Genomic DNA, 26,628 nt, shown 5'->3' with positions numbered 1-26,628 from the left:
TGAAAGCGGCTGGGTCCGCCGCCATGCGGTTGTCGTTCCTATCCGCAAGCCGGCCCCGAGACACAATCAATTGCGGATCGACTGATGAGTGATGCTGGCGCTCCCCCCGACAAGTCAGAAGGTCAAGGCGGTTTGGATCAAGCCGGGTTCGAGCTAGGTGGCGAGACCGCCACGCCCTACCGGGTGCTGGCGCGCAAATACCGTCCCTCCAATTTTGACGATCTGATCGGCCAGGAGGCCATGGTCCGCACCGTTTCGAATGCGTTCGAAACCGGGCGGATTCCGCAGGCCTGGATCCTGACCGGCGTTCGCGGGGTCGGCAAAACCACCACGGCGCGAATTCTCGCCCGCGCGCTCAACTACGAAAAGCCGGATGGCTCGGTGAAAGGGCCGACCATCCACATGCCCGACCTCGGCGTGCACTGCCAGGCGATCATGGAAAGCAGGCACATGGACGTCCTGGAAATGGACGCCGCCTCCCATACCGGCGTCGACGACGTCCGCCAGATCAATGACAGCGTACGCTATGCGCCTGCCAGCGCCCGCTACAAGGTCTACATCATCGACGAAGTCCACATGCTGTCGACGGCGGCGTTCAACGCCTTCCTGAAGACGCTGGAGGAGCCGCCCGAGCACGCCAAATTCGTGTTCGCCACCACCGAAATCCGCAAAGTCCCGGTTACGGTGCTGTCGCGCTGCCAGCGCTTCGACCTGCGCCGGGTCGAAGCCGACGTGCTGATGGGGCATCTTTCCAACATCGCCAAAAAGGAAGGTGTCGAGGTCGAGCCCGAGGCGCTCGGCATCATCGCGCGCGCCGCCGAAGGCTCGGTGCGCGATTCGCTTTCCCTGTTCGACCAGGCGATTGCCCATGCCGCAGGCACCGTGCGCGCCGATGCGGTGCGCCAGATGCTGGGGCTTGCCGACCGCACCCGCGTGATCGACCTGTTCGAACATCTGGCGCGCGGCGATATCGCCAGTGCGTTCGGCGAATTCCGTTCGCAATATGACGTCGGCGCCGATCCGGTCGTGGTGCTGTCCGACCTCGCCGAATTCGTCAATTTCGTCACCCGCGTGAAGATCGTCCCGGCGACCGCCGACAATGTCGCGTTCGGCGAGACGGAGCGGGTGCGCGCCCGCGAATTTGCCGCCAAGCTGTCGATGCGGGTGCTCTCGCGGATGTGGCAGATGCTGCTCAAGGGCATCACCGAGGTGCAGACCGCGACCCGCCCGGCGGCGGCGGCCGAAATGGTGCTGGTCCGCATCGCCTATGTCGCCGACCTGCCGACCCCGGACGAGGCGATCCGGATGCTCGACCAGAATGGCGGCGGAGCGCCAATCGCCGGCGGCGCGGCGCTATCACGGGCCGCACCGGCCTCGCCGCTTTCTTCAATGTCAGCTTCGCCGATGCGGACATCAGCCTCACCACGCTCCGGCGCGGAAGCCTCCGCGCGCCCGCAAATGGCGCCGCCCTCGGCGCAAACCCAATCCGCGCCTGTCCTGCGGATCAACAGCTTTCCGCAACTCGTGGCGCTCGCCGGCGACAAGCGCGATCTCTTGACCAAGGCGGCGCTGGAAGCCGACATGCGGCTGGTCCGTTTCGAGGACGGGCGACTGGAAGTGGCGCTGGAGCGCAACGCGGCGCGGGGGCTGGTCAACGACCTCTCCCGTAAGCTGGAACTGTGGACGGGGCGGCGCTGGACAGTGGTTGTCTCTAACGAGGCCGGCCAGCCGACGCTCCGCGCGCAGAACGAGCAGGCGCGGAACGAGCACGCCCGCGCCGCGGAAGCCGATCCGCGGGTGCAGGAGGTGCTGGCGCGCTTTCCCGGCGCCAAGGTGATCGAAGTGCGCCGGCTTGCCGCCGAGCCGCCGGAATCCAATATTATCGCTGAGGACTTGAACGAGACTTCCGACGGCGACGACGACTGATCGGACTCTCGAGAGGACGGACGAATGGCTGATTTTCTCGGCATGATGAAGCAGGCAGCGCAATTGCAATCCAAGGTGCAGGCGATGCAGGAGGAGCTCGGCAATCTCGAGGTCGAGGGCATTTCCGGCGGCGGGCTGGTTGCTGTGCGTATGACCGCGAAGATGGAAGTGAAGGGCGTCAAGATCGATCCGTCGCTGATGAAGGCCGAGGAGCGCCAAGTGCTGGAGGATCTCCTGGTAACTGCGCATGGCGACGCGCGGCGCAAGGCGGAAACCGCGGCGATGGAGAAGATGCAGGCGCTGACCGGCGGGCTCGGCCTGCCGCCCGGACTGCTTGGTCTTACCTGAAATGGCTGCCAGCGTTGCCGGACCTGAAATCGAACGCCTGATCCAGCTTCTGGCGCGACTGCCCGGGCTCGGGCCGCGCTCGGCGCGGCGCGCAGCACTGCATCTGATCAAAAAGCGCGAGGCGCTGATGACGCCGCTCGCCGCCGCACTGCAGGTTGCGATCGAGCGCATCCAGGTCTGCAAGACCTGCGGCAATATCGACACGCAAAATCCTTGCACGGTGTGCACCGATCCGCGGCGCGATCCCTCGACCATCGTCGTGGTCGCCGATGTGGCCGATCTCTGGGCACTGGAGCGGGCGAATGCGACGAGCGGCCGCTATCACGTGCTCGGCGCCACATTGTCGCCACTCGATGGCGTCGGTCCGCAGGATCTGACGATCGACGCACTGGTAGCCCGCGCGCACGAATCACAAGTCAGCGAAATCGTTCTCGCGCTCAATGCGACGGTTGATGGTCAAACTACTGCCCACTACATCACCGATCTCCTGCAGGACGCCAACGTCAAGGTGACTCGGCTTGCGCATGGCGTGCCGGTTGGCGGCGAGCTTGATTATCTCGATGAAGGTACGCTATCGGCTGCGATGCGGCAGCGCACGCTGTTCTAAACCCACATATACGGAACTGATCGACATGACGAAACGACGATTCGGCAAACGCTATCGCTTTGCGGTCATCATCGCCGCAGCCCTGGTCGCGCCTGCCGCATGGGCGCAGCAAGGCGAGCCGGCGCCGAAGCCCGGCAAGCCGATCAATACCGGCGACGTGCTGTCAGGCGAACTCAATGCCATGAAGGGCGGCAAGAAGGGCAAGCGCACCGCGACCTATCAGATCACCAGCGAGCCGCGCCGCCTGCCGCCGCCGAACGGGCTCTGCAATCTCGAAACCGGGCCCGAGACGTTTCAGCTCGTCACCACCAGCGAGGCCCAGGCCGCGCAGCTCAAGAATTTCATTGGCAAGGAAATTTCAGTGAAGGTCGACGAAGTCGCCTGCGCGCAGGACGCCGGGCAGATGAGCGAAGCTGTCATCACCAAATGGAGCGTAGTGACCAAGCATTGAGTTGTCGTGGCCGTTGTCACAAACGCCGTCATAGCCCGGCTTGACCGGGCGACCCAGTACGCCGCGGCCTATTGGTTCATCGCAACTGCTTTGGAATACTAGATCCCCACCTTCGCGGGGATGACGACGGGGGAGGTCTACGCCTTCACCGGCCCCACCGCGTCGAAATGGCCGCGTCTCTGCAGCCACGCCAGCAGGATCAGGCTCGGCACCGCGACCGCAACGGAGATCACAAAGAACAACGGCCAGCCTGTCGTCTCCGCCACAAAGCCCGCGCCGGAGGAGAGGTAGGTGCGTCCGACCGCGGCGAGAGCGGTGAGCAGCGCGTACTGGGTCGCAGTGTGCAGCGGGTTCTGGCACAGTGCCGAGAGATACGCGACGAAGATCACGGTGCCGATCGCGCCGGTGAAGTTTTCCGCCGAGATGGCGACGGCCAGCGCCCATTGATCAGTGCCGACAAGGGAGAGCCACGCAAAGACAAGGTTGGAGACGGCCTGCAGCACGCCGCCGATCCAGAGGCTGGCGACCAGCGAATAGCGCCGCGCCACGTATCCGCCGGCAAACCCGCCGATCAGGGTCGCGGCCAGGCCGACGCCCTTGACGATGGCGGCGTAGTCGTTGCGCGTGAAGCCGAGGTCGATCACGAACGGCGCTGTCATGGTGCCGGAAAACGCGTCGGTGAGTTTGTACAGCACGACGAAGGCCAGCGCCGTCAAGGCATGCTTGCGGGCCAAAAATTCGGAGAATGCTCCGATCGCCGCATCCGCCACGCGCGAGAACGCAGTCTCATCGTGGGTCTCTGCTTCCGCGCGCACGGATTTTTCGGGCTCGGTGGCGGCCAGCGCCGTGATCGTGCCGACCAGCACCAATGCGGCCATGGCAACATAGCCCCACATCCACGCCGCGTGTCGCCCAATGCCGGTGCTTTCGAACGCACTGACCAGGAACAGGATGCCGGCAGTCGAGACCAGCATGCCGATCCGGTAGGCCGCGACATAGGAGGCCATGCCGGCGGCCTGCTCGCTCTCGGGCAGGCTTTCGACGCGAAACGCATCGACTACGATGTCCTGCGTGGACGACATCGTCGCGACCAAAAGCGCACCGAGGGCCACGAACAGCGGTGAACGCGCCGGGTCGGTCAGCGCCAGCAGCAAAATCGCGCCGATCAGGAGCAACTGGGAGAACACCAGCCAGCCGCGGCGGCGGCCAAAGACGCGCGTGAAGATCGGCACATGCAGCGCGTCGACCAATGGCGCCCAGGCGAATTTCAACGTGTAGGGCGTGCCGACCAGCGCGAAAAGCCCGATGGTGCCGAGATCGACGCCGGATTCGCGCATCCATACCAGTAGCGTCGATCCCGATAGCGCCAGCGGTAATCCGGACGAAAAGCCAAGCATCAGCACGATCAGCACGCGCGGCTGTAGATACACTGCCCAAGCCTCGCGCCAGGAAGGGGCGGGAGCGGCTGATGCGGGGGAGGCGGCTTCGGGTGCTGTCATGGAGCGGGTGTTAGCAGAGATTCGGCCATAAAAAGACTGTCGTCGCCCGGCTTGACCGGGCGACCCAGTATTCCAGAGGCCTATCCACCGCCCCCGGCAATCTCAGGGTAAAGATCAATCCAGTCCGGATTTTGTTTTTCGATCAGTGCTATCTTCCAGGCCCGTGGCCACTTCTTAAGGCGCTTTTCTCGCCGGATCGCAAATTCGATCTGATCGAAGGCTTCGAAATAGACGAGCCGGGCTACTTCGTACTTCTTGGTGAAACCCTCGGCGATCTTCAACTTGTGCTCGCCGATACGCCGCACCAGATCATTGGTAACGCCAACGTAGAGCGTGCCGCCAATGCGGCTGGCGAGGATGTAGACGTAGTAGCTCCGTGTTCCCAACTACTGCCTCTGGATACTGGGTCGCCCGGTCGAGCCGGGCGATGACAACCTGTTATGCGGCGGAAGCTGCGCGCCAATTCTACTCCCCCGCCTGCAGCTTGCGGGGAACAGGGAACAGTTCGGCCGTTCCGCCCTTGATCACGCGCGGGACTTCCGGTGGCGCGTCCGCCTTGCTGAAATCGAGTTCCTCGATCCGCCCCGCGCGCTTCTCGATCTTGTCGGCTGAAATCAATATCTGCCGGACGTCCTCGTTCACATCGCTGAAATGCTTCTGCAACTTGAGCACGCGCTCGCGCAGACGGCTGAGATCATCGCCGAGGTTGAGCACCTCGGTGCGGATCTGGTCGGCGGCATCGCGCATGCGCGCGTCTTTCAGGATCTGCTGCATCACCTGGATCGCCAGCATCAGAAGCGAGGGCGAGACCAGCACGACGCGGGCGCGGTAGGCCTTCTGGATCACATCGTCAAAACGGTCGTGGATTTCTGCATAGACCGATTCCGACGGCACGAACATCAGAGCGGTATCCTGCGTTTCGCCGGTGATCAAATACTTCTCGGCGATGTCGCTGACATGCTTCATCACGTCGTTGCGCAGGCGCTGGCTGGCGAACTTGCGTTCCTCGTCGGTGCGCGCATCGTGCAGCGCGGTCATCGCCTCCAGAGGGAATTTTGCGTCAATGCAGAGCGGCCGCTGGTCGGGCAGGAACACCACGCAATCCGGCCGCTTGCCGGATGAGAGCGTGTACTGGAACTCGTAGGAGCCTTGCGGCATGCCGTCCTGAACGATCGCCTCCATCCGCGCCTGACCGAACGCGCCGCGCGACTGCTTGTTGGCGAGCACGTCGCGCAGCGTCGTCACCTGAGACGTCAGGTCGGTGAGGTTCTTGTGCGCGTTGTCGATGATGCCGAGCCGCTCGTGCAGGACGCGGAGCGAATCCATGGTGTGCCGCGTCGTCGCTTCCATCGACTGGCCGACGCGGTGAGTCACCGAATCGAGCCGCTCGTTGACCGCGCGTGCCATCTCGGCCTGACGGCCGGTCAGCGCCTGTGCCATCGCATCGACCCGGCCCGTCGATTCGCTCTGCGCGCGCAGCATTTCGCTCAGGCGCTCCTCCAGCTCGTCGGCGCGGATCGCCTGCGCCATCGCGAGTTCCGCGCCGCGACGGCCTGAGTGGGCAATGATGATGGCAATCGCCAGCAGCAGGACCAGCGCGAGCACGCCAAGCCCGACCAGGGCTTCGCCGACGTGAATCGGCAGCTCGCCGACCGTGAAGAGAATTTCGTTCATGTCAGCCTTGTAGCCCGATTCGGGCGTTCGTGCGAACGAAGAGGGAACGTTTGTGGTAAACGGCGGGCTAATTTTCATGGTTAACGGCGCCTTAAAATCATGGTTAAGGCCGCCTTAACGGCTGGCCCGGCGCATTGACCCCGGCAAATCAGCAGCTTAAATCCCGCGCCAGAGAAAAATCATGGCCATCAGAGAAATCATCATCCTGCCGGACAAGCAGTTGCGGCTCGTCTCAAAACCCGTCGAGAAGGTGACGACGGAGATCCGCAAACTCGCCGACGACATGTTCGAGACCATGTACGACGCGCCCGGCATTGGGCTGGCGGCGATCCAGATCGCGCAACCATTGCGCCTGATCACGATGGACCTCGCCAAGAAGGACGAGAACGGCGAGACCAAGCCGAAGCCGCGCGTGTTCATCAATCCGGAGATCATTTCCGCGTCTGAGGAACTGTCGGTCTACGAGGAAGGCTGTCTCTCGATCCCCGAATATTACGAGGAGGTCGAACGCCCGGCTCGGGTGCGCATCCGTTTCACCGATCTCGACGGCAAGGTGCATGAGGAAGACGCCGACGGGCTGTTCGCCACCTGCATCCAGCACGAGATTGATCATCTCAACGGCGTGTTGTTCGTCGACTATTTGTCGAAGCTCAAGCGCGATCGCGTGATGAAGAAGTTTACGAAGGCTGCCAAGCGCGCGGCGGGGTAGGCTGCCTCTCGCTTCGCCGTCATGCCCGGCCATGACGGAGTAAACCAATCGCCGCGGGATTTCCGCTTCATGCCACTCCGCCTGATCTTCATGGGCACGCCTGATTTCGCCGTGCCGACGCTGCTGGAACTCGTCGCTCACGGCCATCAGATCGTGGCAGTCTACACCCGCGCGCCGAAGCCCGGCGGTCGTCGCGGGCTGCAATTGCAGCCCACTCCGGTCGAGCAAGAGGCGCGGCGGCTTGGCATACCCGTGCTGACCCCAACGACGCTGAAGACGCCGGAAGCGCTCGCCGAGTTTCGCGCGCACAATGCAGACGCAGCGGTTGTCGTTGCCTATGGCATGATCCTGCCGCAGGCTATCCTCGACGCGCCGCGCTACGGCTGCTTCAACCTGCATGCCTCGCTGCTGCCGCGCTGGCGCGGCGCTGCGCCGATCAACCGCGCCATCATGGCCGGCGATACCGAGAGCGGCGTGATGGTGATGAAGATGGATGTTGGCCTCGACACCGGCGATGTCGCGATGGCCGAGCGGCTGGCGATCACCGACGCCATGACGGCAGCCGATCTGCACGATGCGCTGGCGCCGCTCGGCGCCGATCTGATGGTGCGCGCGATGGGCGGGCTGGAGCGCGGCGGACTGCAACTCGCCAGGCAAAGCGAAGATGGCGTCACCTACGCCGCCAAGATCGAGAAGGCCGAGGCGCGGATCGACTGGAAGCGGCCCGCGCGCGAGGTGCTGCGGCACATTCACGGCCTGTCGCCGTTTCCGGGCGCCTGGTGCGAGATCGCGACCGATGGCGAGCCGGCGCGGATCAAGATCCTGCGCTGCGAGCCGGCAAAAGGGGCTGGCACGCCCGGCGAGGTGCTCGACGATCATCTGACGGTCGCCTGTGGTGACGGCGCGATCCGGATTCTGGAGTTGCAGCGCGAAGGCAAAGCGCGGATGAAGGCGGCGGACTTTTTGCGCGGTACGCCGTTGAAGGCCGGTGCGCGGTTCGCGTGAGCGGATCCACGTGCTCAAATCGTCATGCGCGGGCTTGACCCGCGTATCCATCTATCTTCACAAGAGTCTTCGCGAAGAGGATGGATTGCCGGGTCAAGCCCGGCAATGACAGCTCAATTGGTCATTGATGCCCCGCTACAAACTCATCATCGAATATGACGGCACGCCGTTCTCCGGCTGGCAGATCCAGGACAACGCACCGACGGTGCAGGGGGCGCTGGAAACCGCAGTAAAGGCGATCAGCGGCGAGGACGTGCGGGTGCATGGCTCCGGCCGCACCGATGCCGGCGTCCACGCGCTGGGGCAGGTCGCGCATTGCGACATCCAAAAGCCGTTTCCGCCGGGCCGCCTGCGCGACGGATTGAACGCGCATCTGCGTCCGCATCCGATCGGCGTGCTCTCGGCGGAAATCGTTCCCGACGATTTCGAGGCGCGCTTCTCCGCCAAACGGCGGCACTATCGCTATCGTATCACCAACACCAGAGCCAACCTCGCGCTCGACATCAAGCGAAGCTGGCGGGTGCCGCGCCATCTCGATACGGATGCGATGGATGCCGCAGCGAAACGTCTGCTCGGCAAGCACGACTTCACCACCTTCCGCGACACCGAATGCCAGGCGAAGTCGCCGGAAAAGACGCTCGACCAACTCGATGTCATCAGGGAGGGCGATGCGGTGTCGATTCTGACCTCGGCGCGCTCGTTCCTGCACAGCCAGGTTCGCTCGATGGTGGGCTCGCTGGTCTGGGTCGGCGAAGGCCGCTGGAGTGCGGATGATCTCTCCGCGGCGCTCGCCGCCCGCAACCGCGCCGCCTGCGGCCCCGTCGCGCCGCCGGAGGGGCTCTATCTGGTGCGGGTGGAGTATTAGCTGAGCTCACGCTTTTCGTAGGATGGGTGGAGCGAAGCGATACCGATCATTGTGCCGCTAGCCTGATGGGTATCGCTGTGCTCCACCCATCCTACGATTCTGTGCGCACGACCGTCAGCGGTGCACTACGCAAAATACTGGATCGTCCGCCTTCGCGGACGATGACCGAGAGAGCTAGGTTTGGACAAAATACCTCTCCAGCACCCCGCGATAGATCCTCGTCAGCTTCTCCAGATCCGCCACCGGCGTGCGTTCGTCGACCTGGTGCATGGTCTGGCCGACAAGGCCGAACTCGATCACCGGGCAATAGCTCGAAATGAAGCGCGCGTCCGATGTGCCGCCGGAAGTGGAGAGCTCTGGCTTCCTCCCTGTCACCTCCTCGATTGCGCTCACCGCGAGATCGGTAAACGCGCCGGGCTTGGTCACGAAGACGTTGGAGTTGGAATATTCCCACACGATGCGGGCGCGGATGCGGTTGCCGCAGGCTTTTGCCAGCCGCTCCTCGACGAGCGCGCGCAGCGTTTCCTGCGTGTGGTTATCGTTGTAGCGGATGTTGAATTTGGCGCGGGCCTGTCCGGGGATCACGTTGCTAGCGGTGTTGTCGACATCGACAGAGGTGAATTCGAGGTTGGAGGCCTGGAACTGCGCGCTGCCCTGATCGAGCGGCTCGTCAGAGAGCGCCACGATCAGCCGCGAAATATCCGGCACCGGGTTGGATGCGCGGTGCGGATAGGCGACATGGCCCTGCACGCCATCGACATAGAGCGTACCGGATTGCGAGCCGCGGCGGCCGATCTTGATGCAGTCGCCGAGCACCTCGACATTCGAGGGCTCGCCAAGCACGCAGTGATCGAATTTCTCGCCGCGCTCGGCGCACCACTTCAGAAGCTTGATGGTGCCGTTGACGGAAATGTCCTCTTCGTCGCCGGTGATAAGGAACGAAATCGAGCCTTTCGGCTTGCCGCCATTGTCCGCGAGGTATTGCAGCACGGCGGCGACGCTGCAGGCGATGCCGCCCTTCATGTCGACCGCGCCGCGGCCATAGAGAAAGCCGTCCTTGATGTCGCCGGAGAATGCACCATGGCTCCAGGCGGCTTCGTCGCCGGCTGGCACCACGTCGGTATGGCCGGCAAATGTGATGTGTGGCGCCTCGGTGCCGATGCGAGCGTAGAGGTTGTCGATGTCGGTGGTGCCAGGTTCGCCGAAGGTGACGCGATGCACCTCGAAGCCGGCGTCCTTTAGGAGCCGCTCAAGAACGCCGAGCGCGCCGGCATCGGCAGGGGTTACGGAAGGGCAGCGGACGAGCTCGCGGGTGATGGAAACGGCGTCATTCATACCCCGGCTTAACACGCCAAACCGGCGGCGGGCCAGCCTTATGGGGCACCATTTCGATCTCGCGCTGCTGCACCCAGCGCGACCGCGTATCGGGCCGTGGCTGCGGTGCGAGCGGATCAGCACCGAAGCGGTTGGTTTTTCGGGAGCCCTTCAGGCAGTACATCTCGACGAAGCCCCAGATGCACAGGATGAACCCGAGCAGACTGAGCAGCAGCGGCAAATAGTAACCGGGCATCCGGTCCGCGAACTCGTTATAGAGGCCAGGCAGAACGAAAAACGGCACCATCCACCACCCACTCTTGTCGCGGTCATGCAGCCGCTTGATCGAGGTGGCGAGATAGACCCACAGCAGCAGCGAGGCGCCGACCAACTTGATGAGCAGCCTGGGGAGGTCGGCTAGCTGTAACGTTCGGTAGACCTCGGGATCCACTAGCCGAAAGAGATCCTTGGTGCCGAGGCTGAACGATGTGGGACCGCCGAACCGGCTTTGTAGCGCCGCGATCACCGCGCCGACAAGCATCATCGAGCCCAACATGACCAACCCCGCCAGCCACAGCTTGGCGCGGTTGATGCGACCGTCGAATCGGAACAGATACCAGGTCCAGTTCATGGCTAACGCTCCGGACGCCGGCGGAATGTCCGCGGTCCGGTACGTTAGTCGCGCGGAAAAGTGCCGGGTTCGATCATAGCGTTTTCGAGCGAAGCGGATACCGGTTCGCGTCAAGAAAACGCGTCAAAACAAGAATCTGGAGCTTCGGTTCTGATTCACTCAGAACCGAAGCTCTAGTCCCGCAGCAGCTCGTTGATGCTGGTCTTCGCGCGGGTGCGCTCGTCGACGCGCTTGACGATCACGGCGCAGGCGGTGGAGGGGCCTACCTGGCCGTTCTTCATGGGCTTGCCGGGCAGCGCGCCGGGCACCACGACCGAATATTCCGGAACCTCACCGATAAATGTCTCGCCGGTCTCGCGGTCGACGATCTTGGTGGAAGCGCCGAGGAAAACGCCCATCGCCAGCACCGCGCCCTTGCGCACGATCACACCTTCCGCCACCTCACTGCGCGCGCCGATGAAGCAGTCGTCCTCGACGATCACAGGCTCGGCCTGCAGCGGCTCCAGCACGCCGCCGATGCCGACGCCGCCGGAAATATGCACGCGCTTGCCGATCTGCGCGCAGCTTCCGACCGTGGACCAGGTGTCGATCATGGTCGATTCATCGACATAGGCGCCGAGATTGACGAAGGATGGCATCAGCACGACGTTGCGGGCGATGAAGGCCGAGCGGCGCACGATGGCGCCGGGCACCGCGCGGAAACCGGCGTCGCGAAAACGGTTCTCGCCCCAGCCCTCGAACTTCGAGGGCACCTTGTCCCACCACGACGCCTCGCCGGGTCCGCCGGGGATCTGGCCCATGTCGTTGAGGCGGAATGACAGCAGCACCGCCTTCTTCAGCCACTGATTGACCTTCCACTTGCCGCTCGCTTCGCGCTCGGCCACCCGAGCCTCGCCCTTGTCGAGCAGTTCGAGCGCATGATCCACGGCCTCGCGCACCTCGCCCTTGGTTGACGTCGAAATGCCGTCACGGGCATCGAAGGCGGAGTTGACGGTGGATTCCAGCGCGGACAGGGACATCGGGATTTCCTCGGGATTTCGGGCGAAGTTGTCGGGCTTTTTCGGGATTTGGACCGGGAGAGTCAAGGCGAGATGTCGTCGTTTAGCTCGGTCGTCTTCACCCGCGAATGCGGGTGATCCACTACTCCGTGAAGTCGGAGGATCGTTCGAAGGCCGCGGCGTACTGGACGCCCCGCTGGAGCCTGTCATCGGGCTCGCCGGAGGCGAGACCCGGTGGCGGACCATGACAGTCGAGATGATGGCAGCCGCGTGCCCTAGCCGCGCGCCAACCTCTCCAAGAACCCCGTCAGATCATCCGTAACATGATCGACGTAAGCCGCGTCCCGTCCTTCCAGCTCCCAATCCTCGCGCACCACTTCCTTGGCGCCGTCGGGCACCACCAGCACCGTGGTCATGCCGAGCTGATGCGGCACCACGAGGTTGCGGGCGAGATCCTCGAACATCGCCGACCTCAGGGGATCCACGCCATGGACGCGCAAGAACCGATCGTAGATCTGCGGCGACGGCTTCGGTTCCAGTTCGGCCGCGATGATGTCGAACACCGCCTCGAAATGCTGGGATATGCCGAGCCGCTCCAGCACTGCGCCGGCGTGGTCGGTCGAGCCATTGGTCAGGATCAGCTTGCGCCCGGGAAGCTTCGCGATCGCAGCGCCCATGGCCGGGTTCGGCTCCAGCGGCGAGTGATCGATCTGGTGCACGTAAGCGAGATAATCGTCGGCGCGCACGCCGTGCTCGGTCATCATGCCGCGCATGCTGGTGCCATAGCGGCGGTAATAATCCTTCTGAATCACGCGGGCTTCTTCCGCGGAGATCTTTAAGTAAGCGGCGATGAACTCGCCGATCCTTGCGTCGACCTGCTGCCAGAGATTGACGTGGTGCGGGTACAGCGTGTTGTCGAGATCGAATACCCAGGTGTCGATATGGCTGAACGCGCGGGGTGTCATAATACACTCCCGTTGTCATGCCCCGCGAAGGCGGGGCATCCAGTACGCCGCGGCGCCTGAGAGAAGCGGCAGAGGCCACGGCGTACTGGATCACCCGCCTTCGCGGGTGATGACGAACAGAGTGTGGGAAGGGAGAGCATGTTCATCACGGCATCGCAAACCGCAGCGTCTTGCCGCCGCTGCTCATGTCGACCGGCGCAAAGCCGATTGCCGTCAGCCCGCGGGTGCCGCAATCGCCCTGTTCCGATATTTCGAACTTGCTCTCACGCGTGCAGAGCTGTTTCGGGCCGCCCCAGTTGAGCGGCTTGTCGCGGTACTTGATGGCGCGGTTTTCGCCATCGACGGCTTCGGCAAAGCTGTAGACCTGTTTGGGCTGGCCGATCACATCGGGATGCAGGCACTTGCCGGGATCGATGCGGTACCAGCCGCGGCTCGTCACCGCCTTCCCGTCGTCGGTGGCGACCGCCGCCATGATCTTGTGCGGTGTGTCGTTGCACCAGGTCAGCCCGGTTGAGGACGGCTTTTGTACTGCCTCTATCATGGTGGCAAAGAAAGTCGGCGACTGCACGATTTCAGCCGACAGCCCACGGCTCTTCAGGAACGCCGAAAGTGCGGCCTGAGTTTTAGGTCCATCGACACCGTCGATCGGGGCAGCGTCATAGCCGGCGATGACGAGCAGCCGCTGGATGCCGGCGAGCCGCGCCTGCTCGTCGTCATATTCGGAATCTTCAGCGAGATAGGCGACCAGATTGCCGTCATCGGTCCGCGTTGGCGTGATCTGGGTGAAGGGCGCGGGCGTCTGGTTGCCGCGGCACTGGCGCGCGGCGGCGATGACGAAATTATCCGGCCCGACGCACAGCGTGTCGCTGCCGTTCTGCGGGATCGGCGAGGCGCCGTAGACGCCGAGCGCGCGCGCGTTTAACAGGATGCGGTCGGCGGTCAGCGCGCCTTGCAGCACCACGCGACAGGTGGCGGGATCGATCCGGAACCAGCCGCGCGTGGCGGTCGCCGCCTTCTCGTCGATCCCGATCGCGGCCTCGACCACATAGCTCATGCGGTTGCAGAGCTTGAGGTCGGCAAAGGCAGGCAGGGAGGAAGCAAGCAAAGAGATCGCCGTGGCGGGCACGAACATCAGGAAACGTGCCAGCGCCGCGCGTCGCTGAGACGTCGTCCTTCGCTCGTCATGCCCGGGCATAGCGGTCTGCTCTGCGCAGACTGCGTAAGCTTGTCTGCGCTCCCGGGCATCCACGTCTTTCCTTCTGCGACCGACAAAGGCGTGAATGGCCGGCAGATCTCCGGCCAAGACGACTTTCTTTTGCCGCTCGTGCATCACTTGTGGATCAGCGTGCCGGTGCCCTGGTTGGTGAAGAGCTCGAGCAACACCGCGTGCTGCATCTTGCCATCGATGATGACGACGCCCTGCACACCCTGTTCAAGCGCATAAATGCAGGTCTCGACCTTCGGGATCATGCCGCCGGAAATCGTGCCGTCGGCGATCAGCTTGCGCGCGTCCTTCACCGACAGTTCCGGAATCAGCTTCTTCGACTTGTCGAGCACGCCTGGAACATCGGTCAGAAGCAACAGCCGCTTGGCTTTGAGCGCGCCGGCGACGGCGCCGGCAAAGGTGTCGGCGTTGACGTTGAGCGTGTGGCCGTCATGGGAGGTCGCAAGCGGCGCCAGCACCGGGATCAGCTCGTAGCCGATCAACTGGTTCAACAGCGTCAGATCAACCTTGTCGGGGTCGCCGACGAAGCCGAGGTCGACCGCCTTTTCGATATTGGAATCCGGATCGACCATGGTGCGCGACGTCTTGGTCGCCTTCACCATGTTGCCGTCCTTGCCGGACAGGCCGACGGCCTTGCCGCCGGCTTCGTTGATGTAGCTGACGAGCTGCTTGTTGACGGAGCCGGCCAGCACCATCTCGACGATCTCAATGGTGGCGGCATCGGTGATGCGCAGGCCCGCGGCGAATTCCGACTGGATGCCGAGCCGCTTCAGCATGGTCGCGATCTGCGGCCCGCCGCCATGCACCACCACCGGATTGATCGCGGTCTGCTCAAGCAGCACGATGTCGCGCGCGAACGCCTTGGCGGTTTCCTCCGCGCCCATGGCATGGCCGCCATATTTGATGACGATGGTTTCCTCGTCATATTGCTGCATGTGCGGCAGCGCTTCCGACAGGATGCGGGCCTGATCGAGAGGGCTGATATTCTGCGCTGAGGTCATGAAGCGGTCTCGCCGTTTGCGGATGTCGCGCCGGGTTCTATCCGATTGGCGGGCACGGCGCAAAGTGGGGGAATTGCAGAGGCTCGTGCCCCGGACGCAGCGCGTCCGGGATACGAGACTAGCGCCGCTTTGGCCAGGCCGCCGCGACTGCCAGAGCGAGCCAGCTTGCGATCAACAGCGTCCCTCCAGTCGGCGCAGCCATCGGGAAGACGCCGTGGCCGGCATAGTGCCGCAGCGTCAGGTCGCCGGCGAACAGGCCTGCGGCGAGAACAAAGCCGAACGCGGCCGCGAGGCCAATCTTTGCGTGAACGATCCCGCGCTCCGCCAATGCGACGGCAGCCAATACCACGCTCGCATGAAACAGCAGCATCGACGAGGCCGAGGCCAGCCGCGATGCGTCCGCGCCATGGGCAGAGGCGGCCGCCAGCATGACGCCGTCTGCGCCCATGATCGCGGCGAGAATGATCAGGATGCGGCTGGCGCGGCTCATCAGCCGCGCTCCTTCAACAGCCGCACCATCGCGGCGCGCAATTCAGGCATGCCCGCGCCGGAGCGCGACGATGTCACCAAAACGTCCGGAAACGCCGCCGGATGCTTGCCAAGCGCCGCGGTGGTTTCGGCAATGCTCTGCTGCAACTCAGCCGCCTTCACCTGATCCGCTTTCGTCAGCACCACCTGGTAGCTGACGGCGGACTTGTCCAGCGTCTTCAAGACGTCCTGGTCGACGTCCTTGATGCCGTGGCGCGCATCGATCAGCACATAGACCCGCGCCAGCGTGGCGCGTCCCATCAGGAATTGGTGGATCAGCTTGGTCCAGGAAGCGACCTTGGCCTTCGGCGCCGAGGCGTAGCCATAGCCGGGCATGTCGACCAGCCGCAGCCCGGCCTTCTCGGGACCTTCGAAGAAGATCAGCTCCTGGGTGCGGCCCGGCGTATGCGAGGTGCGCGCCAGCGCGTTGCGGCCGGTGAGCGCGTTGATCAGGCTGGATTTGCCGACATTGGAGCGGCCGGCAAACGCCACTTCCATGCCCGCCATCGGCGGCAGCGTCTCGATCGAGGGCGAGGCCCAGACGAACTTCCATTCGCCGGCGAAGAGCTTTCGTCCCTCCTCGATCAGCTTCGCATCAGTCTCGGCGGTCATCCGAAGGTTCTTTCCATCCGTCATTGCTCTAGATTGCGAGCGAAGCGGAGCAATCCATAGTTCAGCAGGCGGAAGCATGGATTGCTTCGTCGCTTCGCTCCTCGCAATGACGAGGAGGAGGCATCCCGTTACGTCTTCTCGACGGCCTTCTTCGGCGTGAACGTCGCCTTGATGTTGTCGAACAGCTCCACCTTCACGCCGTTCTTGCGCATGATGTAGCTCTGCTGGATCACCGAGAGCAGGTTGTTCCAGGCCCAGTAGATCACGAGACCTGCCGGGAAGCCTGCCAGCATGAAGGTGAAGATCAGCGGCATCCAGTCGAAGATCATCTTCTGGGTCGGATCCGGTGGCGTCGGGTTAAGCTTCATCTGGATCCACATCGTGATACCCATGATGATCGGCCAGACACCGAGCGCGAGGTAATATCCGATCACCGGTATGTGCGTCGGATCGAAAGGCAGCAAGCCGAACAGATTGAACAAATTGGTCGGATCGTGCGCCGAGAGGTCCTTGATCCAGCCGTAGAACGGCGCATGGCGCATTTCGATCGTGACGAACAGCACCTTGTAAAGCGAGAAGAACACCGGGATCTGCAGGGCGATGGGAAGACAGCCCGCGATCGGGTTGATCTTCTCCTTGCGGTAGATCTCCATCATCTCCTGCTGCTGCTTCTGGCGGTCGTCGGGATACTTGTCCTTCAGCGCCTGCAATTGCGGCTGCACCGACTTCATCTTCGCCATCGACTCGTAGGACTTGTTGGCCAGCGGGAAGAACAAAAGCTTGATCAGCAAGGTCACCAGCAGAATGGAGACGCCGAAATTGCCGAACACGTGGAAGAAATAGTCGAGCGCCAGGAACATCGGCTTGGTGATGAAGTAGAACCAGCCCCAGTCGATCAACAGGTCGAAATGGTTCAGCCCGAGCTGCTTGTTGTAACCGCCATGGCCGAACGGAAAGTTGATGCCGACCACGCCGGCTTCCTTGGCGCCCGCAAACAGCCGCGCATTGGCGCTGCCGGTGCCGCCGATCGCAATGGTCAGCGGATCCTGCAGGTAGTCGGCCTGGTAGCGGACCTTGGGGCCTGGTTCTTCGGCAAGGAAGCGGGCCTTGAGGCGCGCCGAGGTGTCGGGCAGCAGCGCGGCGGCCCAATATTTGTCGGTGATGCCGAGCCAGCCGTTCGTCACGTTGAACTCGAAGCCCCGCGCGCCGTTGCCCAGAACGGGCGCCTCGGCGACCGCCTTGTAGCCGTGCTCCTGCAGGCCCTTGTCACCGAGATAGCCGATCAGGCCTTCATGCAGGATGTAGTAGCCAGACACTTCCGGCGTGCCGTGGCGAGAGATGAGGGCGTATGGATAGAGCGTGACCGGCGCGCTGCCGACGTTGGTGACATCGTCTTTGACGGTGAAGAGATAGCGGTCATCGATCGCAATGGTGCGGCGGAAGGTGAGGCCTTCGCCATTGTCCCATTTCAGCGTCACCGGCTTCTCCGGCGTCAGGTTGCCGGAGCCTTCCTGCTGCCACTCCGTGTCGCGGCCGGGAAGTCGCGCCGTCGAGCCGGAGGCGGCGACCCAGCCGAACTCCGCGTAATAGGGATGCGCCGTGCCTGAGGGCGAGAACAGCACGATCGCGGGGGATTTCGGATCGACGGTGTCGCGGAACTTCTCCAGCGACAGGTCATCGATGCGCGCGCCCTTCAGGGCGATGCTGCCGGAAAGCCGCGGCGTCTCGATCTTGATGCGCGGCGTTGCGGCAATGGCGGTGCTACGGCTGACGACCGGCTGGGCCGGTTGACCGGCGGGCGCGCCGGGGGAGGGCGTCGCGCCCGGCTGGGGTGTGGTCGATCCGGGCGCCGATTTTTGAAGCTCAGCCTGCTGTTGGCTCTGCGCGCGCTGGCGCTCCATCTGCGGCACGTTGTAGAAATACTGCCAGGCGATCAGCACCAGGCCGGACAGAATGACGGCGAGGATGGTGTTGCGATTATCGGTCATCGTTTCGGGGTCTCGCCATTCAATTCGGACTGCGGGCCCTTCCGGTTCCGACTGACGCCGGACCCGAGGCCCTCATATTTCGTTTGGACGCGTTCGCTTCACGCGAACCGGTATCCACTTCGCTCGAAAATGCCTTGCTGCCACCTTGTGGCTTCGGCTGCCGATCGAGGCGATGCAGCGCCGAGCGGAGATCGTCGAGCATGGTTGCGAAGTCGCGGGTGAGCGCGGCCCTGCGGCCTACCAGCACATAATCATGGTGCGGTCGCAGGGAAATGACGTCCAGCCGCTTCACCAACTCGCGAAGCCGGCGCCGGATGCGATTGCGCTCGGTGGCGGTACCGTTCTTCTTGGTAACGGTGAAACCGATCCGGATCGGGCCGTCATCGTCGCGGGCTCGGCTCTGCACGACAAAGGCAGCGCTGTTGGCCCGCGTGCCATTGGCAACGGCGAGAAAATCCGCCCGCTGCCTCAGCCGATCCATGAATGAAATCTCCGGAAGATTCCCGGCTCAGGCGCTCAGACGCTTGCGGCCGCGCGCACGGCGGGCAGCGAGAACCTTGCGGCCGCCGGCGGTGGCGAGACGGGCGCGGAAGCCGTGACGGCGCTTGCGCACCAGTTTGCTGGGTTGATAAGTCCGCTTCACGGGTAGTTCTCCGCTGACCGGGCAATTTGCCTGTTGGATTGAGATATGCGTCCGATGATGCGGGCCGGCCCGAAAAGGGGCCGTTAACGGCCCCAAATGAGCCGCCCCCGGGCGAAACCGGGCCATCGCGGACAATTGGCGCGGCTTATAAGGGAGCGACCTGTTTTCGTCAATGTCAGGGGTTGCCGCAGCGCCTGTTCTTTGAAACGTCGCAATCGGGGTGAATATATCAGTTTTCGCGGGGTTTTTAGGGGCGAGGCGTGGCGTGACCGGCCCATTGGAACCAAGGCACATTAGCGATCGGTAATTTGACCGGTTGGCAGCCCAACCGCATGCTCGGAATCACGGGAACGCGAACCTATATGGGCCGTGCGGCCTGAGTTCGGCGGGCTCCGAAAAGCAGAGATATCAAGGCGGATATTCGTGTCAGCGACCGACCAGCCGACTCCTCAAGCGCCGCGGCCCTCTGCTCCGCGTCGGCTCGGTTTGTCCGGCAAGCTTTTGCTGCTGACCATTCCGCTCGTGATGATCGCCCTCCTTTTGATCTACATACCCTCGATTGCGAATTTCTGGACCAACCGGCTGAACGACCGCCTCGCGGCGGCCAACACTGCTGCCCTAGTGCTGGACGCGGCGCCGCTCGGCATGGTCCCGGATTCGCTGGCGCGACAGATTCTGACCAGCGTCGGTGCGCGGGCGGTCGCGATCAAGATGGGGCAGCAACGCCGGCTGCTCGCCAGCGCCGATCTTCCGGCGGCAATCGATCGCGATATCGACCTGCGGACGCTGACGGTATGGTCGGCAATCGTCGAATCGTTCGAGACCATGCTGGAGCGCGGTAACCAGTCGATCCGCGTGGTTGGGCCGGCGCCCGGGGGCGCACAGTTCATCGAGGTTGTGATCGACGAGTTGCCGCTGAGGCAGGCAATGTATCGCTTCTCCCGCAACCTGCTCCTGGTCTCGCTCGGAATTGCGATGCTGGCCGCCGGGCTGGTCTACCTCGCGCTGCATTACCTGTTCGTCCGTCCGATGCGGCGGCTGACCGCCAATCTCGTCGGCTTCCACGAAAACCCGGAAAGCGCGGCGCGCATCATCGTGCCGAGCCAGCGCGGCGATGAGATCGGCGTCGCCGAGCGCGAATTGTCTGACATGCAGCGCGACCTCGTCTCGATGCTGTCGCAGAAGAGCCGGCTCGCCGCGCTCGGCCTTGCCGTGTCGAAGATCAACCACGACCTGCGCAACCTGCTGGCGTCCTCGCAATTGCTGTCGGACCAGCTTGCCAGCGTGCCGGATCCCAGGGTGCAGCGGTTTGCGCCGAAGCTGATGCGCTCGCTGGAGCGCGCCATCGATTTTTGCCAGTCGACGCTCTCATATGGCCGCGCCCAGGAAGCCGCGCCCGATCGCCGTATGATTCAGGTCGAGCCTGTCGTCACTGAGGTGCGCGAATCCGCGGGGATAGCCGCCGACGCCTCGATCACCTGGATCAGCGCGATCGAACGCGGGCTCTCGATCGATGCCGATCCTGACCAGCTCTTCCGCGTGCTGCTCAACCTGGTTCGCAATGCGGTTCAGGCACTGGACAGCCGCCCGAAGGGGGACGGCTCGCCCTTGCAGATCCGCATCACCGGACGCCGCGAGGGCTCGGTTGCCATCATCGAAGTGTCCGACACCGGCCCCGGCGTGCCGGCGAAGACGCGCGAGCATCTGTTCGAGGCGTTCCAGACCTCCGGCCGCCCCGGCGGCAGCGGGCTGGGGCTCGCGATCGCCGCCGAACTCGTGCGCGCCCATGACGGCGACATCCATCTGGTCGAGGGCACCATCGGCGCCACCTTCCGGATCTCGATCCCCGACCGCCCGGTGGAACTGCAGAGCGTCCGCAACGAGCGGGCGCGGGCGTAGGGGTTTTGTCCGTCATTCCGGGGCATCGCGCAGCGATGGACCCAGAATCCATTGTAATCTCATAGGAATTCTGGATTGATGCCAGCGCCTGCGTGGGACGGCGCGGCCGATTAGCGGCCAGTGCAGATCGCGCGTACCGGACCTTGCAAAGCGAAGCCGGAGCGGGTAGCTAGAGCGCTCTTTCGCGACCGTCCGGACCTTCGGACGCATCCGGGCCCCTGAAGCCCAAATGCCAAAGCGAAAACGCGCCCGTAGCTCAGCTGGATAGAGCACCAGACTACGAATCTGGGGGTCAGAGGTTCGAATCCTTTCGGGCGCGCCAACACTTAGCTGGTAGTCACCGTGCAAAAAGTTACGCCGTTTTACGGCATTTGCAAGGAAGTCCTAGCAGTAAGCCTCATATCCGTTAGCAATCCGCTTCCGCCCGAGTAAGTCGCAGACATCGATCTCGGCCCTCGCAATTGCCCTTTGAAGTGTACCTTTATGAGCAGGTGATCGCCCCTGCCCGGGTGACCTTGAGTTCACTTTGTACTCTCGGCGAGGAACAATGCCGCCTTCAAGGCGTATCCATTCCGGCTGGAGGAGACGGCAGGACACCGGTTGTGAGTAGCAGTTTTCTGATCGAAGCAGCCTCTGCGCTGCTCAAGTTCGCAAGATCGACATCCGATCCGAACGTCGCCGCCGCGCTCCTCGATAAGGCCGCTGAACTCAATGAGAGGATTGCGACCGGGACCGTGTCAACCAGTGACACCAGCCCGAACGCGCCGGACGTAGCGACTTATCAGTCAGCCTAGTGCGTTGAGCCGACGACACCGCCCCCACTGGGGGGAAATCGCGTGGCCTGCATCGATACTCCCGTCTCAAAAGTTCGCCGAATTTTCAGACCGGCCATCACCTTGACACCAAGTTCTCATTTTGTTCTCATGGCTTGTCACCGTGAAAACTCGCCATGGCCCTCGATCACATCCGATCCGAAATAGCATTCATGCGCCTACAGGTTGGGCGGCAGCGAAGGGAAATCCTACTGCTCCAACGAGCGGGCATCTCGACCGCGTCGGCTGATGCCTTATTGCAGCGAATGCTGGACAAGATCGACATCCTCTGCATCGAACGAGACCGGCTGAAGGCCGAACTGCCCAAGCCAAAAGGCCGAGTGTTGGGAGGGCGGAAGTGGTGAAGCACTTCCAAGACGATCCCGACCCGCCGCCCTTCATCAAGGCGCTCGCTCAAATCCGCCAACTAGCAACACGGGAAGGCTATTGTTATCAGCATGTCCAAGCCATCACGGTGGCAATCGACCAGTACGCCGAGAAGGCGCTGGGCAACCGCGATTACTTCCTGAACAAGCCCTACAGCATCGGCGGCACACGGAACAAGGACGCTTCCTAAAATCTGCTACCCGGTGGGAACGGATCGGGCTGTCATCAGGTTTTCAATACGTCCCTAGTAAGAGGACAATGATCTAGCAATCTCTCCAGGCCCGTCGCATCCTGCCCGATGCGGCGGGTCTTTCCTTTATGGGTTCGGGTCGCAGGCCCTGTCCACGGACTTCAGCTTCACCACTTGAGGAAGGCTGCAAGGGAGGAACAGGGCACACCTGACAACGTTCGTTCGTCATGAGCGAGACGACGCAATCCATCTTCGCGAACTCCTTCCAGATCGCTTGGGATTATCTGGAAGCAACGGGTGAACTGGGCAATCCCGATAGGACCGCACAGTACCTGCTCAATACCATTGAAGCCATGATGCGGCAGGGCGAAAGACGACAACTCCTCTTAGCCAACAAAGCGATTATTGCCTATCAGCGGTTCAGAGCGGAGCAGGCGCTGTCCATTGCCTCCTAGAGGAAAGGCGTTCCTGACCTCATGGTATGGTACTGAAGGTGTGGGGTATGGAGCGAGGCGCCCACGCTTTTTGTTACTCACGAACCATATCTAGCAGCCGTTCGGGAGGAAAAGGCTTTTGCAAGAACGCCGTACCGACCGGCATAGGCTTCACGGTTGTGCCGGACATGATGACAATGTTCATGTGCGGGTGTCGGCGGCGGGCATAGTGGGCGAGTTCGGCTCCTGACATCTTGCCCGGCAGGTTGTGGTCAGTAATGAGCGCCTGCAATTCGGTTCCAGTTGACGCGACGATCAACTCACCAGCCTCGCCGGTGGTGCATTCGATCACCTCAAATCCCTCGTCCTTCAGTATGTCGGCCAGCACCTCACGCTGGAACATATCGTCCTCCACTAAGAGAACCACGAAATTCGACATCCGCACCTCCGTTTTACCACGTAATTCGGGTGGTAGGATTTGGTTCAGTGCGGTGGTGGACAGGAAGGATTACGTCCCCTAGATTGTTCGAGTTTCCTGCGAAGTCGGTAAGAATGCTCGCCGTGGCCCTCCAAGCGCGGCGGGCATTTTCATTTGTGAGTTTGCGTTGTGTCGAAGCGTATTTCCATGCCGGGCTTCATCAAGCCACAACTCGCCACGTTGAAGTCTAAGGCACCAAGGGGCGAGCAGTGGCTACATGAGATCAAGTACGACGGCTATCGCATCCAGGTTCACACCATCGGCGGCAAGAACAAAGTCTACACCCGTAATGGACTAGATTGGACGAAGCGGTTCTCGACCATCGCTGGCGCTCTCGACATTCCCGGTGATGCGATCATCGATGGTGAGGTGGTTGTTGTCCACGAAGGACGCACCAGCTTCTCAGAGTTGCAGGCTGAACTTGCTGCCGGGAGGCAGGACCGGCTGGTCTATTACGCCTTCGACCTCTTATGGCGTGACGGTGACCTCCGCAATTTCCCACAGATCGAACGCAAGCAGGCGCTGTTGGACTTGCTCGGTGAGAACGGCATTGAACTGCCCGTCCTGTACTCTGAACATCTCGTCGGCAACGGCCAGCAGATGTTTGAACATGCCGCCAAGCTGAACTGGGAAGGCATCATCTCTAAGCGGGCTGACGCTCCGTACCGTTCTGAGCGAAATGAGAACTGGCTGAAGATCAAGGCTGTTCACAAGGGCAAGTTTCCGGTCGTCGGCTTTATCAAAGACCCAAGCGGCGTGGCCGCGTTGTATCTGGGCAAGCAGCAAGGCAAAGACCTCGTCTACGTGGGCAAGGTCGGGACCGGCTGGTCTCGCACTGTCTCCAGCAAGATCAGGAAGCAATTGGACACCGTGGTTAGCCCGAAATCAAAGCTGACGCGGCCCATCAGGAAGCCGAAAGCGACATGGGTTGAACCGAAATTCTTTGCGGACGTTGAGTACCGCGACATCACGTCGGAGGGCTTATTACGTGCCAGTTCGTTCAAAGGGCTTTCTCGGAATCATAAACTCTGATTGTCCCGTCTGCTTTGGCGTGGGCTGGGTATGCGAGAATCATCCCAAGCGGGCTTGGAGCGAGGATGTCGGGTGTCAGTGCGGAGCAGGAATGCCATGCGAATGCGTCAGTGTTGACGGGCTTGAGGAGCCTGACATAAGCCAAGTCCTCAAAGCCCCATCAACGCTCCATTAGCGCCGACCTCCCTTGGCGGTCTTGCGCCTATTGTACGGCGAGCGATTGGTCGGTTTCAGGGAGATGCCTTCACGCTGCGCTTTGCTGGCTATCGACGCAGGCGGACGCTCCATCTTAAGGCTGATCACGCCAGTGGGCGTGTTGGCCTTCGCAAGCGAACGCAGTTGCTTGACCTCTTTGTCGCTCCACGGCTGACGCGAGCGGCGTTTATACTTCGGGTTTGTTTTGCGCGGTCCCTTTTTGCCGATGGGCGAGCCGGGACGCTTCAATGATGTATGTCTTGCAGCCATGTGATCCTCCTATGTCGGTTAAGGCACGAATCGGCCGACTGGTTCCTTCTTGCCCGACCCGCTATCGCGGCTGCACGGATGGCCTTAGCATCTAGCTATCCACCCGGCTGTGGAGCGCAACTTCGATCATTGACGCTACTCAAAATAGAGTAGGGTGGGTGTAGGTTGTCGTTTTGTGTGGACTGCTCGAAATGCTGCTCGCCGCTGTTAGGCGTTCTCATAAGATCGAGAATCACTGGTCGCGCTTTAGAAGTCACTTAGGAGTTTCGTTATGAATAAACCGCCTGTTCGGCTGTCGCAATTGCGCTTCGGCCAGATCGACGCTCGAAACGAGGTGACCACGCGTGATCCTATCGCGATAGAGCATTTTCGACAGTCTTTCCTGGAACCAAGTGGGATCAGGATTGACGACTTCAAGAAAGGCGTTCGTTACTTTGTGTACGGAATGAAAGGTTCAGGAAAGACGGCGTTCCTGCGCTATCTAAGTATGACCCTCGATGAGGAGCATTGCTTAACCAAGTTCATTTCGTTCGCCACGCAGATTTCTGATCAACAGCGAACCAAACTCGTCCAAGATGCAGGGATCACGGCGTATGAACAGGGCACCGAGGCCGACGAAGACGTGGGTCAAAGCGCCGTCAATGTTTGGCTTCTCTTCATCTTCAAGCAAATCGCAAACTTCATTGACGAAAACCAAACGGCTTTCACTCGCAACAAGGAAATAGATACATTCTGCGATCTGGTAAAGCGCTTCCATGAAGGCGAAACGAAGGGGCTTCTGAACTGGTTGGCTGGCATGGCGAAGCGAGGACGCTACAGCCTCAAATCGCGTCACTTCGATGCCAAAGTCCAAGGCAAAGCGGCCGATATGGACAAAGAGTTCACGACAGACCAAATCGTCGAGCAATGCTTCAACTTGCTCGCAAAGCTATTTTATGAAGGCACTCAAGGAGCCTATATTTTCTTTGATGAACTAAATCTTTCATTCGGATCGCGGAGCCAACATCGACGTGATGCGATACTAATACGCGATCTCATCTTGGCGATTGATCGAGTGAATGGGTTTTTCACCGATCAGAGGATCAACATCTTTATTCTTGCCGCGGCTCGATCAGAAGTGCTGCACGCGCTCAACGTTCCCACTCTAGAGATAAACAAGGTGTTGTCGGACAAGGGCGCGGAGTTGCGCTGGTTTGGTCAGACGGCGAGTGAGACATGGCCAATAACGCGGCTTATTGAGCGAAAAATTCAGGCGTCTGAAAGTCTTCTCAAGCGCAAACCATCGCCCGATGTTTTCGAGCAGTACTTCCAGCGCGGCATATTCAACATGGCGCCGCAAGTGCTGATGGTTGAACTGACATGGTGCAATCCGCGCGACGTTGTCCTCTTACTTGGTAAAGCGGCGGAGGCCTCTGAGGGTGAACTCCGGTTCGGCGAGGCAGTCATAAACCGTGTGTTGGAAAAATTCAGCGAAGACGCTTGGAATGAGCGCGTAGAGGAACTGAACGTCAAATATGCGAAGGTCGAAATCGATTCGGTGAAGCGAATATTGTTGAGTTTCCAACCTTGGTTCAAGGCAGCAGACTTCACCCGTCAAGCCAAAACCAAGGAGGCGGATCCCAATATCAAGAAGCTGATGAAAGGTAAGACTGCTGAACGGATCCTGGAGGACTTGTATCGAATAGGCGTGATTGGCCAGTCCAGCCGAGAACCGGATTTGTCGAGCGGCGGCCTTCGGCAACTGCGCGAACACTGGGCCTATAGAGGAGACCTCAACTTTGATCCGACAGCTTGGATGATAGTTCATCGCGGGCTTTGGCCACAACTGCGTCTGGGACGCATCCAGCCAAATCCAGCAACTCTTAAGCCGATGGAACCGAGGCGATCTAGAATACCACAGCATCCAAGCGGCGATGCGAAGGGGTAACTGATAACTGGCTCC

29 protein-coding genes and 1 tRNA gene are annotated in these 26,628 nt (G+C 61.8%); 14 read left to right on the top strand and 16 right to left on the bottom strand.

The genetic code is table 11. From position 1 onward, the window contains the following. The first annotated feature begins 84 nt into the window (after window positions 1-84). Genes J6524_RS11715 through J6524_RS11700 form a run of 4 tightly spaced genes read left to right on the top strand, consistent with a single transcriptional unit; the run spans window position 85 to window position 3,332 of the window. On the top strand, window positions 85-1,926 hold the full coding sequence (locus J6524_RS11715; RefSeq protein WP_225670601.1) for a DNA polymerase III subunit gamma/tau: 1,842 nt from the start codon (window positions 85-87) through the stop codon (window positions 1,924-1,926). Window positions 1,927-1,950: 24 nt separating this feature from the next. Then, entirely contained in the window at window positions 1,951-2,274 is a 324-nt protein-coding gene (locus tag J6524_RS11710) for a YbaB/EbfC family nucleoid-associated protein (protein ID WP_225670600.1), read from the top strand. A 1-nt stretch (window position 2,275) separates the two neighbouring features. After that, on the top strand, window positions 2,276-2,881 hold the full coding sequence (recR, locus tag J6524_RS11705; protein ID WP_225670599.1) for a recombination mediator RecR: 606 nt from the start codon (window positions 2,276-2,278) through the stop codon (window positions 2,879-2,881). A 25-nt stretch (window positions 2,882-2,906) separates the two neighbouring features. Continuing rightward, window positions 2,907-3,332: a hypothetical protein gene (locus tag J6524_RS11700; protein WP_225670598.1), complete on the top strand. Its 426-nt coding sequence runs from the start codon at window positions 2,907-2,909 to the stop codon at window positions 3,330-3,332. Window positions 3,333-3,469: 137 nt separating this feature from the next. Here J6524_RS11700 and J6524_RS11695 read toward each other — a convergent pair whose 3' ends face one another. The 3 genes from J6524_RS11695 to J6524_RS11685 all read right to left on the bottom strand — a co-directional run bounded on the left by J6524_RS11695 (window position 3,470) and on the right by J6524_RS11685 (window position 6,505). Then, complete coding sequence (locus J6524_RS11695) at window positions 3,470-4,831, bottom strand: AmpG family muropeptide MFS transporter (RefSeq protein WP_225670597.1); 1,362 nt, start codon at window positions 4,829-4,831, stop codon at window positions 3,470-3,472. Between the two features lie 80 nt (window positions 4,832-4,911). Beyond that, the gene (locus J6524_RS11690) at window positions 4,912-5,217 is read right to left on the bottom strand and encodes a GIY-YIG nuclease family protein (RefSeq protein WP_225670595.1); all 306 of its coding nucleotides are present in this window, start codon (window positions 5,215-5,217) and stop codon (window positions 4,912-4,914) included. 79 nt (window positions 5,218-5,296) lie between these two features. Continuing rightward, window positions 5,297-6,505, bottom strand: coding sequence for a DNA recombination protein RmuC (locus tag J6524_RS11685; protein WP_225670592.1), 1,209 nt, complete (start codon window positions 6,503-6,505; stop codon window positions 5,297-5,299). 181 nt (window positions 6,506-6,686) lie between these two features. On the opposite strand from J6524_RS11685, the gene def reads away from it, so the two are divergent. From def to truA, 3 genes are all read left to right on the top strand, one after another. Next, entirely contained in the window at window positions 6,687-7,214 is a 528-nt protein-coding gene (gene def / locus J6524_RS11680) for a peptide deformylase (protein WP_225670590.1), read from the top strand. Between the two features lie 69 nt (window positions 7,215-7,283). Continuing rightward, the gene (gene fmt / locus J6524_RS11675) at window positions 7,284-8,219 is read left to right on the top strand and encodes a methionyl-tRNA formyltransferase (RefSeq protein ID WP_225670588.1); all 936 of its coding nucleotides are present in this window, start codon (window positions 7,284-7,286) and stop codon (window positions 8,217-8,219) included. A 127-nt stretch (window positions 8,220-8,346) separates the two neighbouring features. Continuing rightward, on the top strand, window positions 8,347-9,084 hold the full coding sequence (gene truA / locus J6524_RS11670) for a tRNA pseudouridine(38-40) synthase TruA (protein WP_225670586.1): 738 nt from the start codon (window positions 8,347-8,349) through the stop codon (window positions 9,082-9,084). Between the two features lie 174 nt (window positions 9,085-9,258). On the opposite strand, the gene dapE is transcribed toward truA, so the two are convergent. The 11 genes from dapE to rpmH all read right to left on the bottom strand — a co-directional run bounded on the left by dapE (window position 9,259) and on the right by rpmH (window position 18,989). After that, on the bottom strand, window positions 9,259-10,419 hold the full coding sequence (dapE, locus tag J6524_RS11665) for a succinyl-diaminopimelate desuccinylase (protein WP_225670584.1): 1,161 nt from the start codon (window positions 10,417-10,419) through the stop codon (window positions 9,259-9,261). Next, window positions 10,412-11,029, bottom strand: a complete 618-nt coding sequence (locus tag J6524_RS11660) for a DUF805 domain-containing protein (protein ID WP_225670583.1) — start codon at window positions 11,027-11,029, stop codon at window positions 10,412-10,414. The genes dapE and J6524_RS11660 overlap by 8 nt, the downstream gene beginning before the upstream one ends. Before the next feature lie 173 nt (window positions 11,030-11,202). Continuing rightward, window positions 11,203-12,048, bottom strand: a complete 846-nt coding sequence (gene dapD, locus J6524_RS11655; protein ID WP_225670582.1) for a 2,3,4,5-tetrahydropyridine-2,6-dicarboxylate N-succinyltransferase — start codon at window positions 12,046-12,048, stop codon at window positions 11,203-11,205. A 254-nt stretch (window positions 12,049-12,302) separates the two neighbouring features. Then, the gene (locus J6524_RS11650) at window positions 12,303-12,992 is read right to left on the bottom strand and encodes a pyrimidine 5'-nucleotidase (protein WP_225670581.1); all 690 of its coding nucleotides are present in this window, start codon (window positions 12,990-12,992) and stop codon (window positions 12,303-12,305) included. 145 nt (window positions 12,993-13,137) lie between these two features. After that, window positions 13,138-14,124 carry a DUF1036 domain-containing protein gene (locus tag J6524_RS11645; RefSeq protein ID WP_225670911.1) on the bottom strand — a complete coding sequence of 329 codons (987 nt, stop codon included), beginning with the start codon at window positions 14,122-14,124 and terminating at the stop codon, window positions 13,138-13,140. Window positions 14,125-14,321: 197 nt separating this feature from the next. After that, on the bottom strand, window positions 14,322-15,218 hold the full coding sequence (gene argB / locus J6524_RS11640; RefSeq protein ID WP_225670580.1) for an acetylglutamate kinase: 897 nt from the start codon (window positions 15,216-15,218) through the stop codon (window positions 14,322-14,324). 118 nt (window positions 15,219-15,336) lie between these two features. Then, a complete protein-coding gene (locus J6524_RS11635) occupies window positions 15,337-15,708 on the bottom strand; it encodes a DUF423 domain-containing protein (protein WP_225670579.1) in 372 nt (123 codons plus the stop codon). Beyond that, the gene (gene yihA / locus J6524_RS11630; protein WP_225670578.1) at window positions 15,708-16,358 is read right to left on the bottom strand and encodes a ribosome biogenesis GTP-binding protein YihA/YsxC; all 651 of its coding nucleotides are present in this window, start codon (window positions 16,356-16,358) and stop codon (window positions 15,708-15,710) included. Before yihA ends, J6524_RS11635 begins: the two co-directional genes overlap by 1 nt. A gap of 128 nt (window positions 16,359-16,486) precedes the next feature. Then, a complete protein-coding gene (gene yidC, locus J6524_RS11625) occupies window positions 16,487-18,346 on the bottom strand; it encodes a membrane protein insertase YidC (protein WP_225670577.1) in 1,860 nt (619 codons plus the stop codon). 19 nt (window positions 18,347-18,365) lie between these two features. After that, window positions 18,366-18,827 carry a ribonuclease P protein component gene (rnpA, locus tag J6524_RS11620; protein ID WP_225670576.1) on the bottom strand — a complete coding sequence of 154 codons (462 nt, stop codon included), beginning with the start codon at window positions 18,825-18,827 and terminating at the stop codon, window positions 18,366-18,368. A gap of 27 nt (window positions 18,828-18,854) precedes the next feature. Then, complete coding sequence (gene rpmH / locus J6524_RS11615) at window positions 18,855-18,989, bottom strand: 50S ribosomal protein L34 (protein WP_008542748.1); 135 nt, start codon at window positions 18,987-18,989, stop codon at window positions 18,855-18,857. A 423-nt stretch (window positions 18,990-19,412) separates the two neighbouring features. Here rpmH and J6524_RS11610 point away from each other — a divergent pair, with 423 nt between their 5' ends. From J6524_RS11610 to J6524_RS11590, 5 genes are all read left to right on the top strand, one after another. Then, window positions 19,413-20,888, top strand: a complete 1,476-nt coding sequence (locus tag J6524_RS11610) for a sensor histidine kinase (protein WP_225670574.1) — start codon at window positions 19,413-19,415, stop codon at window positions 20,886-20,888. 245 nt (window positions 20,889-21,133) lie between these two features. Further along, window positions 21,134-21,210: transfer RNA gene (locus J6524_RS11605), tRNA-Arg, on the top strand. Between the two features lie 139 nt (window positions 21,211-21,349). Beyond that, window positions 21,350-21,682 (top strand): hypothetical protein, encoded by a 333-nt coding sequence (locus tag J6524_RS11600; protein WP_225670572.1) that lies wholly within the window; start codon window positions 21,350-21,352, stop codon window positions 21,680-21,682. Window positions 21,683-22,058: 376 nt separating this feature from the next. Then, window positions 22,059-22,277, top strand: coding sequence for a hypothetical protein (locus tag J6524_RS11595; RefSeq protein ID WP_225670570.1), 219 nt, complete (start codon window positions 22,059-22,061; stop codon window positions 22,275-22,277). Between the two features lie 227 nt (window positions 22,278-22,504). Then, a complete protein-coding gene (locus tag J6524_RS11590; protein ID WP_225670568.1) occupies window positions 22,505-22,732 on the top strand; it encodes a hypothetical protein in 228 nt (75 codons plus the stop codon). A gap of 73 nt (window positions 22,733-22,805) precedes the next feature. On the opposite strand, the gene J6524_RS11585 is transcribed toward J6524_RS11590, so the two are convergent. Continuing rightward, complete coding sequence (locus tag J6524_RS11585; RefSeq protein ID WP_225670566.1) at window positions 22,806-23,150, bottom strand: response regulator; 345 nt, start codon at window positions 23,148-23,150, stop codon at window positions 22,806-22,808. 186 nt (window positions 23,151-23,336) lie between these two features. On the opposite strand from J6524_RS11585, the gene ligD reads away from it, so the two are divergent. Further along, the gene (ligD, locus tag J6524_RS11580) at window positions 23,337-24,221 is read left to right on the top strand and encodes a non-homologous end-joining DNA ligase (RefSeq protein WP_225670564.1); all 885 of its coding nucleotides are present in this window, start codon (window positions 23,337-23,339) and stop codon (window positions 24,219-24,221) included. A gap of 171 nt (window positions 24,222-24,392) precedes the next feature. Here the strand turns inward: ligD and J6524_RS11575 are convergent, their stop codons facing one another. After that, window positions 24,393-24,686, bottom strand: a complete 294-nt coding sequence (locus tag J6524_RS11575; RefSeq protein ID WP_225670562.1) for a hypothetical protein — start codon at window positions 24,684-24,686, stop codon at window positions 24,393-24,395. 271 nt (window positions 24,687-24,957) lie between these two features. On the opposite strand from J6524_RS11575, the gene J6524_RS11570 reads away from it, so the two are divergent. Beyond that, window positions 24,958-26,613, top strand: coding sequence for a P-loop ATPase, Sll1717 family (locus J6524_RS11570; protein WP_225670560.1), 1,656 nt, complete (start codon window positions 24,958-24,960; stop codon window positions 26,611-26,613). Window positions 26,614-26,628: the final 15 nt, after the last annotated feature.

Origin of the sequence: Bradyrhizobium hereditatis (assembly GCF_020329435.1) — a bacterium.
In the GTDB taxonomy this organism is placed as follows: Bacteria; Pseudomonadota; Alphaproteobacteria; order Rhizobiales; family Xanthobacteraceae; genus Bradyrhizobium; species Bradyrhizobium hereditatis.
This window is presented reverse-complemented; position numbering and strand designations above follow the sequence as displayed.